The organism is Desulfonatronum thiodismutans (assembly GCF_000717475.1).
Classification (GTDB): domain Bacteria; phylum Desulfobacterota; class Desulfovibrionia; order Desulfovibrionales; family Desulfonatronaceae; genus Desulfonatronum; species Desulfonatronum thiodismutans.
Genome location: NZ_JPIK01000013.1, coordinates 318,192 through 332,733 on the forward strand (window position 1 = coordinate 318,192; position 14,542 = coordinate 332,733).

13 protein-coding genes and 1 tRNA gene are annotated in these 14,542 nt (G+C 55.9%); 2 read left to right on the forward strand and 12 right to left on the reverse strand.

What is annotated here, in order from left to right; genetic code table 11:
* Nucleotides 1-9: 9 nt before the first annotated feature.
* Nucleotides 10-1,611 carry a protein translocase subunit SecD gene (secD, locus tag GY33_RS0111505; protein WP_031387475.1) on the reverse strand — a complete coding sequence of 534 codons (1,602 nt, stop codon included), beginning with the start codon at nucleotides 1,609-1,611 and terminating at the stop codon, nucleotides 10-12.
* A gap of 114 nt (nucleotides 1,612-1,725) precedes the next feature.
* Entirely contained in the window at nucleotides 1,726-2,073 is a 348-nt protein-coding gene (gene yajC, locus GY33_RS0111510) for a preprotein translocase subunit YajC (RefSeq protein ID WP_031387476.1), read from the reverse strand.
* Nucleotides 2,074-2,723: 650 nt separating this feature from the next.
* On the opposite strand from yajC, the gene GY33_RS0111515 reads away from it, so the two are divergent.
* Both GY33_RS0111515 and GY33_RS0111520 read left to right on the forward strand, forming a co-directional pair.
* Nucleotides 2,724-3,062: a P-II family nitrogen regulator gene (locus GY33_RS0111515; protein ID WP_031387477.1), complete on the forward strand. Its 339-nt coding sequence runs from the start codon at nucleotides 2,724-2,726 to the stop codon at nucleotides 3,060-3,062.
* A 71-nt stretch (nucleotides 3,063-3,133) separates the two neighbouring features.
* Nucleotides 3,134-4,387 (forward strand): ammonium transporter, encoded by a 1,254-nt coding sequence (locus GY33_RS0111520; RefSeq protein WP_031387478.1) that lies wholly within the window; start codon nucleotides 3,134-3,136, stop codon nucleotides 4,385-4,387.
* Nucleotides 4,388-4,476: 89 nt separating this feature from the next.
* Here GY33_RS0111520 and GY33_RS0111525 read toward each other — a convergent pair whose 3' ends face one another.
* From GY33_RS0111525 to GY33_RS0111570, 10 genes are all read right to left on the reverse strand, one after another.
* The gene (locus tag GY33_RS0111525) at nucleotides 4,477-5,958 is read right to left on the reverse strand and encodes a beta-barrel assembly-enhancing protease (RefSeq protein ID WP_161788471.1); all 1,482 of its coding nucleotides are present in this window, start codon (nucleotides 5,956-5,958) and stop codon (nucleotides 4,477-4,479) included.
* Nucleotides 5,959-6,049: 91 nt separating this feature from the next.
* Entirely contained in the window at nucleotides 6,050-7,297 is a 1,248-nt protein-coding gene (gene rho, locus GY33_RS0111530; protein WP_031387480.1) for a transcription termination factor Rho, read from the reverse strand.
* A gap of 674 nt (nucleotides 7,298-7,971) precedes the next feature.
* The gene (locus GY33_RS0111535) at nucleotides 7,972-8,514 is read right to left on the reverse strand and encodes a CarD family transcriptional regulator (protein WP_031387481.1); all 543 of its coding nucleotides are present in this window, start codon (nucleotides 8,512-8,514) and stop codon (nucleotides 7,972-7,974) included.
* A gap of 117 nt (nucleotides 8,515-8,631) precedes the next feature.
* The gene (gene pth, locus GY33_RS0111540) at nucleotides 8,632-9,255 is read right to left on the reverse strand and encodes an aminoacyl-tRNA hydrolase (RefSeq protein ID WP_031387482.1); all 624 of its coding nucleotides are present in this window, start codon (nucleotides 9,253-9,255) and stop codon (nucleotides 8,632-8,634) included.
* Nucleotides 9,256-9,439: 184 nt separating this feature from the next.
* Nucleotides 9,440-10,051, reverse strand: a complete 612-nt coding sequence (locus tag GY33_RS0111545) for a 50S ribosomal protein L25/general stress protein Ctc (RefSeq protein WP_031387483.1) — start codon at nucleotides 10,049-10,051, stop codon at nucleotides 9,440-9,442.
* Nucleotides 10,052-10,076: 25 nt separating this feature from the next.
* Nucleotides 10,077-11,030 (reverse strand): ribose-phosphate pyrophosphokinase, encoded by a 954-nt coding sequence (locus tag GY33_RS0111550; RefSeq protein ID WP_031387484.1) that lies wholly within the window; start codon nucleotides 11,028-11,030, stop codon nucleotides 10,077-10,079.
* 21 nt (nucleotides 11,031-11,051) lie between these two features.
* Nucleotides 11,052-11,126 (reverse strand) — tRNA-Gln (locus GY33_RS0111555).
* 27 nt (nucleotides 11,127-11,153) lie between these two features.
* A complete protein-coding gene (gene ispE / locus GY33_RS0111560; RefSeq protein ID WP_031387485.1) occupies nucleotides 11,154-12,032 on the reverse strand; it encodes a 4-(cytidine 5'-diphospho)-2-C-methyl-D-erythritol kinase in 879 nt (292 codons plus the stop codon).
* Nucleotides 12,033-12,130: 98 nt separating this feature from the next.
* Nucleotides 12,131-13,543, reverse strand: coding sequence for a DegQ family serine endoprotease (locus tag GY33_RS0111565; RefSeq protein WP_152555175.1), 1,413 nt, complete (start codon nucleotides 13,541-13,543; stop codon nucleotides 12,131-12,133).
* 242 nt (nucleotides 13,544-13,785) lie between these two features.
* Nucleotides 13,786-14,448, reverse strand: coding sequence for an Ig-like domain-containing protein (locus GY33_RS0111570; RefSeq protein WP_031387487.1), 663 nt, complete (start codon nucleotides 14,446-14,448; stop codon nucleotides 13,786-13,788).
* Nucleotides 14,449-14,542: the final 94 nt, after the last annotated feature.

Genomic DNA, 14,542 nt, shown 5'->3' on the forward strand with positions numbered 1-14,542 from the left:
ACCTGTTCCTTATATGCTCAACGGCGTGCCGGGCTTGCGCCATTTCAGCCAGAAGTCGAAGAAGATCCGCGAGACGAAAATCGCGGTGAACATGGAGGCCAAAATACCCAGGGATAGGGTTACGGCAAAGCCTCTGATCGGTCCGGTGCCGAACTGGTACAGGACGATGGCCGCGATGATGGTGGTGATATTGGCGTCCAGGATGGCCTTCAGCGCACGCTTGTAGCCTTCGTCGATGGCGATGGCCGGAGTAAGGCCGCGTCGTATTTCTTCCCGAATGCGCTCGAAGATGAGCACGTTGGCGTCCACGGCGATACCAATGGTCAGGATGATGCCCGCGATGCCGGGCAGGGTCAGCGTGGCCCCGAAAGCCGCCAAGCCGGCCATGACCAGCAGAATGTTCAAACACAGGACCGCGTTGGCCACGATGCCGGACATGCTGTAATAGACAAGCATGAAGATAAGGATCAGCGCCCCGCCGATCAGGGCCGCTTGCAGGCCGCGCTCGATGGATTCCCGACCCAGGGAAGGGCCAACGGTGCGCTCTTCCATTATGTGCACGGGAGCGGGCAGGGCCCCGGCCCGGAGCACCAGGGCCAAGTCCGTGGCTTCCTCGGTAGTGAAGCGCCCGGTGATGCTGGCCCGCCCTCCGGCGATGCGTTCCTGGATCACCGGCGCGGAATGGACGTTGCCGTCCAGGACGATGGCCAGCCGGCGTCCGGTGTTCTCTCCGGTGATCCGCTCGAACAGCCTGGATCCTCGCGCATTGAAGTTCAGTCCGACGTAGGCCTGGTTGAACTGATCAAAGCTGACCCGGGCGTCGGTGATGAATTCCCCGGTCATCAGGGTGTCCCGCTTGATGACGATGGGGGTTTGAGAAACCGAACCGTCCGGGTTGCGGGTATGCATGGAGGCCAGTTCCGCGTCCGGGGGCAAAATACCGCGCAGTGCGCGGTCGATGTCCGCCTGGTCGTCCACCAGCTTGAATTCCAGGTGCGCGGTTTGTCCGATGATGGCCACGGCCCGTTCCGGATCCTGAAGGCCGGGAAGTTGGACCTGAATCCGTCCTTCGGCTTGGCGGCGGATGTCCGGTTCAGCCACGCCGAACTGGTCGATGCGGTTACGGATGGTCTTGATGGCCTGCTCCACGAGCAGATCCTCGACATGGGCCCGGTATGCCTGGGTCATGCCCACAGTGTAGCGAACCTGCCCCGCCTCCTGCGTCTCCTTGGAAAGAATCTGCAAGTTATCGAAGCGGTTGCGGAGCAGTCGCTCCAACTGGTCCTGCTGCGCACCGCGGGCCAACGTGAACTCCAATTTAACGTCGTTCACCACCTGCGGCCGAAGGATGAAAATGTCGTCATCCTGGGCCTCTGAGCGGATGTCCTGCCCGAACTGGGCCATGGTGTTGGCCACGCCTCTGGGGATGTCCACGCCCAGCGTCAAATGCATCCCTCCCCGCAGGTCCAGGCCGAGCCGGATCTCGCTTTCCGGCAGGACTTTTCCCAAGAACGTGCCCTGGAGGTTGGTCAGGGCGGGCAAAGCATACAGGCCGCCCAACAAGAGGCCGATCAAGGCCAGGGCGATCCGTATTCGCAAGCTCATCTTCATGGTTGTTCCTCAGAGTGATTCCAAGCAGGCAGGCAAGCGTTCCCGGCGTGGAAAGCGCGCGGAATGGTCCGGCGCGTCGCCGCGGAGACGCTCTCTACGAGTTGTAGGGAAGTGTTATTTGGGGTCCCGACTGACAGGTTTGACGTCCGACTCCGCAAGGCCGGCGATGTAGTTGCGGTTGGCCTGGATCTTGACGTTGTCGGCGATTTCAAGGGTCAGCACGTCATCGTTGATGGAATGGATGCGTCCGTAAAGACCTCCGGCGGTCAGGACGCGGTCGCCTTTCTTGAGGTTGGAGAGGACTTCGCGGTGCTGTTTGGCTTTTTTCTGTTGAGGACGGATCAGCAAAAAATAAAAGATCGCGAACATGACGATCAACGGAACGAACGCGGTGATCGGATTGCCTTGAGCTTCGGCCCCGGAGGCCCCCATGGCATAGGCCAGGCTTGGTTCAAAAATCATCGTGCACTCCTTAAATGTTCTTGATGTGGATAAATCTCTTCCAGGCTTTCCAGTGAGGCTTTTTCGCGCGGACCAGTCGTTGAATTGGTTTGCCGCGTGCCTGAACGGGCAAATTCCTACATGACATCATGGCGGATGTACAGGGTTTTTGTTTCGCGTGGAAACACGACTCGTTCAAAGATGCGTCGATCGATCGTGAACGCGAACGCGCCTCGGTGGACTTTGCTACAATAATGTAAAGGTTGGTCGAGGTCATCTCCCGTCATGTCGGAGATGCGCGTAAGAAAATTTTGTTGCTCGCGTCAGGTGTATAATGTCAGTCTGTCTGGAAATGCCGTGCTGGGAGAAAGGCTTCAGGTGTCTTCCTCGGTCTTTGCGATCCAGGAAGGAGCTAAAAATACAAAAACGTCATGTTTGGCCTGTGGGCGGTTGTGGAGTGCATGTAAAATTACAAAAATGTTGCGCACGAGGCGTGGCTGAACGCGGGTAATCAGGAGAATTTGTTTTATTTCAGCGTAATAAAGATATTGGTCCGCGCTTTGCTTTGCCTCCGAACATGGCGAGTTCAGTGACTGTTTACTGAGTTTGCTTTTTGCATGTGTCATGCGGTTTTTGTAAATTTTTATCATACGTAAGGGAGGCACTTGATTATGAAATGGATCACAGCAGTCATCAAGCCGTTCAAGCTGGACGATGTCCGGACCGCGCTCATGGAAATCGGCGTTCAGGGGTTGACCGTGACCGAGGTCAAAGGGTTCGGGCGACAGAAGGGGCACACGGAAGTGTATCGCGGGGCGGAGTATGTCGTGGACTTCCGGCCAAAGCTCAAGTTGGAGGCGGCGATCGCCGACGATCAACTGGACAAGGTGATTCAGGCCATTCAGAAAGCCGCCCATACCGGAAAAATAGGCGACGGCAAGGTTTTTGTCTTTGACCTGGAAAAGTGCTTGCGGATTCGGACCGGGGAAACCGGAACGGAAGCCCTGTAATCAGTAGAAGCGGGAATCGATTCGTCGTTACGTAACGCTTTCGCTATAAGTGGAGGGAATATACCGTGGAAATGTTGCTTGAAGTCAGTTACGCCCTGGATACCTTTTATTTCCTGATGTCCGGGATGTTGGTCATGTGGATGGCCGCCGGGTTCACCATGCTGGAGTCCGGACTGGTCCGCTCCAAAAATACCGTGGAAATCTTGACCAAAAACATCGGCCTCTATTCCATCGCCTGCATCATGTACATGCTTGTGGGCTACAACATCATGTATGGAGACTCTTCCAGTTCGATCATCCCCGGCCTGAGTTTTCTGGTCGGCGGTGACAACTCCGTCGCCGATGTCGTCGCTGGTGGCGAGGACGCTCCATATTATTCGAACATCGCCGACTTTTTCTTTCAGGTCGTTTTCGTGGCCACGGCCATGTCGATCATTTCCGGCGCCGTGGCTGAGCGGATGAAGCTCTGGTCGTTCTTCGTCTTCGCCGTGGTCCTGACTGGCTTCATTTATCCCATTCAGGGTTACTGGAGCTGGGGCGGAGGCTTTCTCGACGGCCTGGGATACTCGGATTACGCCGGGTCAGGTATCGTGCACATGGCCGGCGCGAGCGCAGCCTTGGCCGCTGTCCTATTGCTGGGAGCACGTAAGGGGAAGTACGGCCCTGATGGGCAGATCAATCCGATCCCTGGAGCGAACATGCCTTTGGCAACCTTGGGAACGTTCATCCTCTGGATGGGTTGGTTCGGGTTCAACGGCGGTTCCGAGTTGAAGGTGTCCGATGTGGAGTCGGCCAATGCCGTGGCCATGGTTTTCGCGAATACCAACTTGGCCGCTGCAGCCGGGGTTGTCGCCGGCCTGCTTACCGCGCGAATACTTTTCGGCAAGGCGGACTTGACCATGGGACTGAACGGAGCCTTGGCCGGTCTGGTGGCCATCACCGCGGGGCCGGATACGCCTTCCATGCTCCTGGCGACCATTATCGGCGGTATTGGCGGAGTCATCGTGGTCTTCTCCATCGTCGGCTTGGACAAGTTGCGCATCGACGACCCGGTGGGCGCGATTTCCGTGCACGGCGTGGTCGGTATCTGGGGGCTGCTTGCGGTGCTCCTCTCCAACGATGATGCGACTCTGATGGGCCAGCTGGCCGGTATCGTATGCATCTTCGGGTTCGTATTCGTCGCCAGCTTGATTATCTGGATGATCCTGAAGGCGACCATGGGGATCCGCGTGGACGAGGAAATGGAATACCAGGGCATGGACTTGGCTGAGTGCGGCCTGGAAGCCTACCCGGAATTCAGCGGATCCGGGGTCTCCCGAAAATAACCATCTAGGCTTTCATCCTTCTCGCAAAAACGGCCGGACGGCAATGGTGCCGCCCGGCCGTTTTTTATTGCCGGTCCCCTCAAGGCGTCTTACAAAAACTCTTCACGTTCCTTGAACGCCTCCCGAAGTTTGTTCAGATCGGCTTCGTCTCGAGCGGTACGTGAATGCTCCTGGGACTGGGACAGGTGGAATTGGTATTGACGCTTGTCCCTGGAGTAGAGAGCGGCATAGGCGAGGTGGAGATGCGCGGAAAAAAGACGCCCTTCCTGTCCCAAGACTCTGCCCAACAGGGCGTGAACCGCGGACTGTTCGGGAAGCTGGGTCAGGATGCGTTCCAAAAGGGGAATGGCCTCGGCGGGTTGACCGAGGGCTATTCGAGCTCTGGCGTAGTGGTAGAGCGCCATTTGGTCCCTGGGGTTGCGCAAGACCGCATCCTGGAGGTTGCGGGCCGCTTCGTCGAAATCCCCCTGACGCAGAAAAAAATCGCCTGCTTCCCGCAGAACCAGGGAATCCCCGGAGGCACAGGTCAAGGCCTGGTCAAAAGCGGATCGGGCTTCATGGATTTGATTGGCTCGATCCAAGGCAATGGCTTTTCCGAGAGTGTTCAGACAGGAGGCAATTTTTTCGTCCCGGAAAAAGGCCAAGGCTTTGTCCGGTTCCGTGTAACGAGCCATGACCAGCATCCGAGCTCGCTGGTAGGCGGTGTTGTTATCCTGGCGGTTCCTGACTTCCGGGGGCATTCTGTCCACGCGATCCTTGAGATAGGAAATTCGCTCTTCAACTCCGGGGTGGGTGCTCAGATACAAAGGAAACGAGCCGCCGAGCCAGCGGAGCTTTCGGATGGTTTCGAAGGATTGGACCATGCCTTGCGGCGGAAAACCAGCGGCTACGAGATAGTTCATCCCGACTTGGTCGGCTTCTCTCTCGTCCTCTCGGCTGTAGGCGAGCATGGCGCTCTGTCCGGCGGCCGCCGACCCATAAACCAAGGCGGACTGGGCGTCTCCTCCCAGGAAAACACCGGCTAGAATTCCAAGCAAGGTCGCGAGATTGACGAGTTGGGCCTTTTCGATGCGGCTGGCGATGTGGCGCTGGGAAACGTGGGCCAGTTCGTGGGCGACGACCCCGGCGAATTCCGATTCGTTATCCAGATGTTGCAACAGTCCGGTATGGACGAAGATGTGGCCGCCGGGGCCGGCGAAGGCGTTGAGCGCGCTATGCCGGATCACCCCGACCCGAATGGGAAATGGCTGCGGCGGCATATGGACCCGAAGGCGTTCCACGACGCCCTCGACATAGGCGAGGATTTCCGGATCCTCGACCAGGGGCATCCGGGACCGGATCAGGATGTTGAATTTCCGGCCCAATTCAATTTCATCGGAGATGGTGAAACGGCCCAACGATAATTGGGCTATAGCAGTGGAGGGTCGTATCGCGGAAAAGACCAGCACCAGCAGGACGACGATTCCGATGAACGCGACGTGGAAATGATCAAACCGTCGGATGGTTCCAGTGGATGGCCGAATTGCCGGGTGTCGGGCTAGGAAGCCCTTTCGGAGGCGATGGGGGAGCAACGGAGGCATCCTCCGGATATAGTCATGAAAAGGCGGCGAGCAAGGCGACCGGTATCGCCTTTGGCACGTTTAACCGGAACGCCGCTGAAAGCTATTTGTTCATCATGTCCAAAAACTCGCGGTTGCCTTTGCTGCCGCGCATCTTGCCAAGCAGAAAGTCCATGGAATCGTGGGTATTCATGGGAGAAAGCACCTTGCGTAAAATCCAGACGCGATTCAGGACGTCCTCGCTGAGCAGGAGTTCCTCTTTGCGGGTCCCGGAGCGATTGATGTCGATGGCCGGGAACATGCGTTTGTCGGCCAGGTGCCTGTCCAGATATATCTCCATGTTGCCGGTTCCCTTAAACTCTTCGAATATGACCTCGTCCATGCGCGACCCCGTGTCGATCAATGCCGTGGCTATGATGCTCAGGCTTCCACCTTGCTCGATGTTGCGCGCGGCACCGAAAAATCGTTTCGGGCGCTGGAGGGCATTGGCGTCCAGACCGCCGGAAAGGACGCGGCCGGAAGAGGGGGTGACCGTGTTGTACGCGCGTCCCAGGCGGGTGATGCTGTCGAGGAGGATCACCACGTCGTATTTGCGTTCCACCAAACGTTTGGCTTTTTCCAGAACCATTTCGGCGACCTGCACATGTCTGGTCGGAGGTTCGTCGAAGGTGGAGCTGACAACCTCCGCATTGACGGTCCTCGCCATGTCCGTGACCTCTTCCGGGCGTTCGTCGATCAAGAGAACGATCAGGTAGATGTCCGGATGGTTGGCGCTGATGGAGTTGGCGATGGTTTGCAGCAGAACGGTTTTCCCGGTTCGCGGCGGAGCGACGATCAGGCCGCGTTGCCCCATGCCGATGGGCGTGAGCAGATCGATGATGCGCGAGGCGTAGTTTTCCTTGCCGTTTTCGATGACAAAGCGCTTGTCCGGATAAATGGGAGTCAAATTGTCGAATAGGACCAGTTGTTTGGACTTTTCCGGAGGGGCAAAGCCGATTTCCTTGACCTTAAGCAAGGCGAAATATCGCTCACCGTCTTTTGGTGGACGGATTTGACCGGAGATGACGTCGCCTGTACGCAAGCCAAATCGTCGAATTTGAGATGGAGATATATAGATGTCATCCGGCCCCGGCATGTAGCTGTACATCTGCGAACGAAGAAAGCCGAACCCGTCTGGGAGGATCTCCAATACACCTTCTCCGAATATGGAGCCGTTTTGTGATGAGCAGGCTTGCAAAAGCGCGAAAATAAGCTCCTGTTTCCGCAAGTTGCTCGGGTTCTCCACCTTGAACTGGTTCGCCAGTTCAGTCAATTCATACATGGACTTGGTTTTTAATTCGGACAAGTTCATAGTTCGTACCTTCGCTCTCATCTCCCGCAAAAAGTTTCAGTAAAACGTATTGCTGATCTACTCAAAACAAGAACAAAAAAATATTAGACATAGCATGGAGCATGTCGCAATACGACTGGATAACCAGTGTTAATCCAAAAACACCGGAAAGAAGAAATGGCCTTAAACAAAAAAGAGTGGTGTGTCGAAAATAGGCAACGATATTGTGATATGCGAAAAAAGCGGATATGTTTCGCTAGTATAGTAAATCGTGTGAAATCAACGTTTGACGTTGCACGGTGTCCCGGACTTATGCGCCGGAGAAACCAAGTATGAAGGTGGTCATGCGTGGATGGAAGATTGCCTTATATGGAAAAAAAAAAAATGACAAGTGGTCGGTGCAAAAGGGCAGGCGATGAATCAAAAATTGCGTGGACGGAAAGGAATGGAAATGAAAAACCAGGACAGTTCGAAACCAAATGCTGCATTCTTTAACTTACCGAACAACAGCATGTTTTGGCAAGATTTTTCCCAAGCTCCCGTGAAGCATTTCGTTCGGTGTGAAAAAAAGCCGATTAGGATTGCTACTGATGATCGAGACCCGGCTCATGACGGGACGAAGCCGGGAAATGCCGTCGTCGTGAGTAAAAATGGCCTTGGCCGGGAGTCGAGTAGTGTTGCCGAACGACAAAGCATCACTTTTCCTCCTGCTCCGTCTCGGTGTTTTGATCATCTTCAGCGGGCTTGAGAATGTCTTCAAAAAAAGAGTAGATCTTGGTGCGGATGTCGGCAGGAGTGCTGTCCAGGCAAAAACCAAGCTCCGTGGTAATTAAATGCAAAGCTTGTTCCAGTAAGCGTCGTTCTCCGAAGGACAGCTCCTTGTCCTTGCCGATCAGGATCAGTTCCTTGAGAACATAAGCGACATCCCGAAGGTTTTCGCTTTTTAGTTTTTCAGAGTATTCCCGGTATCTTCGGTTCCAGTTTTGACCAGTGTAGCCGGTAAAGTCGGATCGGTCCCGGATGTATTCCAACATGTCTTCGCCTTGCTCGCTGGTGCATAAGGCGCGAAGGCCGACGTTCGCGGCATTGTGCACGGGAACCATGACCATGACATTGTTGTTCAAGATACGAATAATATACAGGTTCGTCGGACAACCGCCGATTTCCTGATTTTCGATTTTCTCGATTTTTCCAACACCTTGTGCCGGGTAAACTACTAAATCGTTAACCGAGAACACGTTCACCACTCCTGATATGAGGTACTGATCAAGCATAATCCCCTAATGACTTTTTTCACAATATCCTGAAATCGACGAAGAGTCCATGGTTTTCTCTCATGAGAAAACAAAAGGGGGTTAATCAGCTTGGCCCGGAACCAGGCTTTTTCGTTGGCTGCCGTGTAATTCCTGCATTCCCAAGGTCAACCCCTTGGCGCAAAACAGCGTGATCGCCGTGATCGCCGTCGTCAGCGTATCTGGAAGGGCGGTCAGTCCTTCCGCATGAAAAGGGCGCAGGACATAACCCGCCGGGTCATGGCCGGACGGAGGGCGGCCTATGCCGATGCGCAGCCTGGGGAAAGCGTTTGTTCCCAACGATTGAACGATGGACAAGATCCCCTTGTGCCCGGCGGCGCCTCCTCCCATTTTAAAGCGCAGGGTGCCGGGAGGGAGGTCGAGTTCATCATGAACCACGAGGATTTGCTCAGCAGGGATGCGGTACCATCGGGCCAGCGTGCCAACTGCGTCTCCGCTGCGATTCATGTAGGTCAAGGGTTTGACGGCCAGCCAAGTTGAGCCGTTGAACCCTCCCCGATGGAGTTCGCACTTCCCCACGGGAGCCTTTACAACCCCCCATGCGCCTGGAGAAGCAGAAAAAAGGGCATCCAGGGCCAAAAAACCCATGTTGTGCGGAGTGCGCTCGTATTCCGGACCGGGATTGCCCAGACCAACGATGAGCCCGTGAAAACCTCGGCTTTGCATGTGGAGCTAGGGAGAAAGGAGCGAAAGGATTTCTGGCGGCTTTACCCGTGGGGTATAGTGCGGCGTTATGCGAAATTCGTTTGCCGTAACGATAATTGCCGGAAAAAGAGAGGGCGGCGACGCCCGGAGAGATAAAAACCGCCTTGGCCAAAGGATAAAAAGTTCGGCCAAGGCGGGAGAATGGTTACTCGCTTTTTTCGGCTTCGCTTTCCTCGGTTTCGGAATCGCCGGCCGAGGGGCTGACAACGCCGACCACCGCGAAGTTGTCTTCAAAAACGAACTCCACGTTATCGGGGAGCTTCAGGTCCTGAACATGCACGTTGTGGTTGATTTCCAACGCCGTGACGTCGATGACGATCTTCTCCGGGATGGACATTGGCAGGCCAACGACTTCGAGTTCGTCCCGAAAGATCTCCAGCATGCCGCCGAGGACAACGCCTTTGGGTTTACCGGTGACTTCAACGGGAATGTAGACATTGATCTTCTTGGTCAAGTCCACTCCGAAAAAGTCGACATGGGTGATGGAGCCCTTAACGGGGTGGTACTGAATATCACGGATGATAGCCGGATGTTGCCGGGCTTCTCCGTCTTGCGTGATTTCCAGTTGAAAGACTTGCGAAAGCCCGACTTTGTTGTACAGTTTTTGAAGCGGTGTCCGCTCAGCGGAAAAGAGCACGTTCGCTCCTTGAGCATTGTAAAAAATGCCCGGTACAAAAGCCTTGTTGCGCAGCCTGCGACATTGCCCCGTACCAGTTTCAGAACGGACGTCGACGCTAAGGGTTGATTGATTGGACATGCCTGTATCTCCTTAAGGGAATTGATTAGACAAAAAGGACGCTGACCGAGGATTCGGTGTGGATGTTGTGCACTGCCTTGGCCAGGATGCTGGCCACGGACAGCGCATGGATCTTCTCGCAGGCCTGGGCCTCGCTTTTCAAGGGAATCGTGTCCGTGACGTAAACTTGGTTAAAGGCCGAATCCTGTAAGCGTTTCACGGCGGGACCGGAAAGAACGCCATGCGTGGCGCAGGCCACGACGCTTTTTGCGCCCTTGTCCATGAGCACCTTGGCGGCCTGGACCATGGTCCCGGCCGTGTCGATCATGTCGTCGAGCACCACCGCGACCTTGTTTTCCACGTCGCCGATGACGTTCATGGCTTCAGCCTGATTGGGGCAGACCCTGCGTTTATCGATGATAGCCAAGCCCGCGCAAAGACGTTTGGCGTAGGCACGGGCTCGCTCCGTACCGCCGGCGTCGGGTGAAACGATAACCAGATCGTCGGGGCCGTCGGTCAATTTCTTGATATTGTCGAGCAGAATCGGGGCCGCGTAGAGATTGTCCACGGGTATGTTGAAAAAACCCTGAATTTGCCCGGCATGGAGATCAATGGTCAACAGGCGATGTACGCCGGCCACGGTCAGGAAGTCGGCCACGAGTTTCGCGCTGATGGGCGCACGGGGAACCACCTTGCGGTCTTGCCGGGCGTAACCGTAATATGGAATCACGGCGGTAACCCGCTTGGCGCTGGCTCGCTTCAGAGCGTCCAGCACAAGACACAGTTCCATCAGGTTGTAGTTGACGGGGGCGCAGGTGGGCTGCACGACGAAAACATCATCCCCGCGGACATTGTCCCCGATCTCGACGCGAATCTCTCCGTCGCTGAAAGTTTCAACCAGGCAAGGCGTCAATCTTGTGCCCAGGTGGTCACAGATGGCTTTGGCCAGGGGAGGGTTCGCGGAACCGGAGAGGATTTTTAATTCACCATGGAGAGCCATGAAGAGATTCCTTGAAAAAAATGGCTGGGGTGGGAGGATTCGAACCTCCGAGTGCGGATTCCAAAGACCCGTGCCTTACCGCTTGGCGACACCCCAATTGATCACTTTGCCGAGTTTCGAGGGCTAGAGAGGATAGACATACGTAGGAATGTCCCACTCCCGGACGCGGCCGGCCGCTTTTTCCGCCTGGGCGGGTGCGCGGAACACGGCGAACAAGCTTGCTCCACTTCCACTCATGACCGCGCCGCTTGCACCGCAGGACAATAGCGCTTCTTTGACGAGCCGCAATTGAGGGTGCGTCGTGAATACCGGCAACTCAAAGCTGTTGTGAAAGACGGAAATTGGCAAAGCGGGAAACATATCCGGAGCGATTTGCGGTGTCAAGGGAAAGGAAGGTGGTGTTTTTCCCACGCAGGTTTCGTCCCAGGCCTTGTAGGCCCAGGCCGTGGAAATATGGACGCGGGGACAGGCCAATACCACGGTCAGGCCGTCCAATGGAAGGCGGATCGGAGTCAAGCGATCGCCTCGTCCGGTGGCCCATGCCGGGCGGTTGAACAAAAAAAACGGAACATCCGCTCCGAGGTCGCCAGCCAAGGAAATGAGGTCGGCGTCATTTAAACGGAAGGCGCCGGCTGCGTTGTTCAGGTATCTCAGGAAGGCCGCCGCGTCGCTGCTGCCACCTCCAAGCCCGGCGCCCATGGGGATTTCTTTTTGCAGGTGAACGTTCACATCCGGGCGAAAACCCGTCGTTCCTCCAAAATGCTCATAGCACCTGGCGAGAATGTTCTCTTCGTGGGGCACCGCATCCTCGGAGCAGGTCAGCGTCAGTCCGGTGCCGGGCGCGCCCTGGGTAACGGTCAAAATGTCGTGCGGAGTCGGCAGGGGCAGGAACAACGTCGCCAAGTCGTGGTATCCATCGTCCCGAAGACCGAGGATTTCCAGAAAAATATTGACTTTGCAGCCCGCGAGCAGTCTCGTCGGCAAACAATGATGCGTGGACATGACCACGCCGCATAGTCGATCCACGGAGAAATCACAATAAAAAAGGGCGGCGCTTCGGCGCGTCGCCCTTTTGATGAGGTTGCTTGAAGCGAGAGAGTCTATTCCAAGGGAATGGTCCGAAAGATGGTCTGGGCCTGTCGGCGGATGAGCAACATGATCACGCCTTTTTCCGTGGCGTCTTCACGCAGCACCCTTTGAAATTCGTCTATGGAATTGACGGGCTGCTGGTTGGCCTCCATGACGATGTCTCCGGCGCGAACATCGGCCCGGGCGGCTTCGGAGTCGGCCTCCACGGCGGTGACCAGCAGGCCTTGCGGGCGGGTCATGCCCATGGCCCTGGCCTCACGGTCGTCGATGGGGCGCAGGGAAATGCCCAGGGACGTTTCCTGGTCCCCCGCCCTGGGAGACGGTGCGTCGCGTTGGGCCAGACGCTCCGGATCCCTGGTGCCCAGAACGACGGTGATCGACTGCTTTTTGCCTTGACGCATGACATCGACCTTGACCGATTCGCCGGGAGTCTGTTGGGCCACGACCCGCAGCAGAGAACTGGAATCAACCACCGCCTGCCCGTTGATGGAAATCACCACGTCCCCGGATCGCAATCCCGCTTTGGCGGCGGGTTCATCCGGGATCACCTCGGCGATCAACGCGCCCCGAGTGGACGTCAGACCCAGGGCTCTGGCCGAGTTATCGTCCAAATCTTGAATGGTCACGCCCAGCCACCCACGTTGAACCATCTTGTTTTCCTGCAGCTGGACGATGATTCCGCGGGCCATGTTGCTGGGAATGGCAAAGCCGATCCCCTGCCCGGAAGCGACAATGGCCGTGTTGATTCCGATCACCCGGCCTTGCATGTCCAGCAACGGACCGCCGCTGTTGCCGGGGTTGATGGAGGCGTCGGTCTGGATGAAGTCGTCGTAGGGGCCGGAGCCGATGATTCGGCCCTTGGCACTGACGATCCCGGCGGTCACCGTATGGGCCAAGCCAAAAGGATTCCCAATGGCCACCACCCACTGACCGACTTTGGCCTGTTCTGAATCCCCGAACTCCAATACGGGCAGAGGCCGATCCGCCTCGATCTTCAGCAAGGCCAAGTCCGTCTCCGCGTCCCGTCCGACCACCTCGGCCGTGTAGGAGTTGTCGTTGTCCAACAGGTTGACAGTGATCTCCGTAGCGTCACGGATTACATGGTTGTTGGTCACAATGTACCCGTCGGCGGAGATGATGAACCCGGACCCCAGGGACTGGGAACGCCTAGTCGGAGCCTGTTCCCCGAAAAAACGCTCAAACTGTTCAAAAAAGTCGTCAAAAGGCCCCCCTCTGCGTTGGAAGGGAGAGAAAAACTGCCGCATGGGATTCTCGCCGGACACAACCCGGACTGAACTGATGTTCACCACTGCTGGGGCGGATTTTTCGGCCAGTTCGGTGAATTCGGGTAGGCGGGCTTGAGTCGGAGCGGTGAACAAAAAAAGAAGCACCAAGGCAAGTAATGCGTCTCGTAGTAAAAACATAAACATAATCCTCCTGAAAAAAAGATTGCCGACATGGTTGAGGGACTGCTATCCGTAGTCAACCATGTCGGCAGAATAGTGTCGATGGGGGCGTGTGGCAACACCTCGCCCACAAACGGTACTTGCCCAGGCAGTCAATTCCAGCAAGTCATTTAGCTAAAAAATCTGCAAGCTCTGATTTGTTGCAATAAGTTGATTTTGTATTTGTTTCGCAAATAAAGATGGTTGCAATGAAATCATTGCTAGTTTCTGGGGCCGACATTTATGGAAACAGAAATTCCTCCGGCGGTGGCCCAAACCCTGGCACCTTGAGTATCGTCTGCCAGTGTAAGAATAGTCTCCGCAAGGCCGGCGCTATTCGTCGGCACTCCTGTGAGTCCGAGGTTCCCATTGTTTGTACTGAAAAGAACGGTTATTCCAGGGGCCGGAAATCCTCGAGTGTCCGTGACCGTGGCTCGAATTCGCCAAGCTTGAGAGACGCCTCCTCCAGACTGGCTGAAGGCTTCCAGCCGAATATCGCCAATGACCACGCCATCGCCGACCTTGATGGTCGTCGTGGCCCGTGCACCGCTGGCAAAGGAGGCCTCAACGATATCCGTGCCGCTTTTTGAACCGGCGTGAAAAATCGCCCGTGCTTGGTTATTGGCGTCCAGTCGATCGTTGACGACGTCCAAGTGAGAGCCGCTTTCATTGTGCCGGATGGTAAAGGTTACCTTTTCGCCGAGGGCGTCACCGGTTACACTGTTCGTGGCTTCGGCGATGAGGGTGGTCCTGCCGCCCACGGGTACGTCCGCGGGATCTGAACTCAATGTCACCGAAGTAACCGTACTCCCCCCGCCGCAGGAAATCAGAAGCAGGGTGGCGAAAATGAAAAAAAACGCGCGAAATAGATGTAAAATCATCATTGTGCCTCTCGAAAGTTGTTGTCAGACATATGGTGAATGAGTTACAGGATTACTAAGTTATGAGAAAATTTGCCCGTCGACAAGCGGTTCACTC

What these genes read in the sequence shown, in the direction of transcription:
- GY33_RS0111550 (WP_031387484.1), bottom strand. Translation starts at nt 11,030, where the DNA reads ATGGCTCTCCATGGTGAATTAAAAATCCTCTCCGGTTCCGCGAACCCT.
- GY33_RS0111545 (WP_031387483.1), bottom strand. Translation starts at nt 10,051, where the DNA reads ATGTCCAATCAATCAACCCTTAGCGTCGACGTCCGTTCTGAAACTGGT.
- pth (WP_031387482.1), bottom strand. Translation starts at nt 9,255, where the DNA reads ATGCAAAGCCGAGGTTTTCACGGGCTCATCGTTGGTCTGGGCAATCCC.
- GY33_RS0111565 (WP_152555175.1), bottom strand. Translation starts at nt 13,543, where the DNA reads ATGTTTTTACTACGAGACGCATTACTTGCCTTGGTGCTTCTTTTTTTG.
- secD (WP_031387475.1), bottom strand. Translation starts at nt 1,611, where the DNA reads ATGAAGATGAGCTTGCGAATACGGATCGCCCTGGCCTTGATCGGCCTC.
- GY33_RS0111520 (WP_031387478.1), top strand. Translation starts at nt 3,134, where the DNA reads ATGTTGCTTGAAGTCAGTTACGCCCTGGATACCTTTTATTTCCTGATG.
- GY33_RS0111570 (WP_031387487.1), bottom strand. Translation starts at nt 14,448, where the DNA reads ATGATGATTTTACATCTATTTCGCGCGTTTTTTTTCATTTTCGCCACC.
- rho (WP_031387480.1), bottom strand. Translation starts at nt 7,297, where the DNA reads ATGAACTTGTCCGAATTAAAAACCAAGTCCATGTATGAATTGACTGAA.
- yajC (WP_031387476.1), bottom strand. Translation starts at nt 2,073, where the DNA reads ATGATTTTTGAACCAAGCCTGGCCTATGCCATGGGGGCCTCCGGGGCC.
- ispE (WP_031387485.1), bottom strand. Translation starts at nt 12,032, where the DNA reads ATGTCCACGCATCATTGTTTGCCGACGAGACTGCTCGCGGGCTGCAAA.
- GY33_RS0111515 (WP_031387477.1), top strand. Translation starts at nt 2,724, where the DNA reads ATGAAATGGATCACAGCAGTCATCAAGCCGTTCAAGCTGGACGATGTC.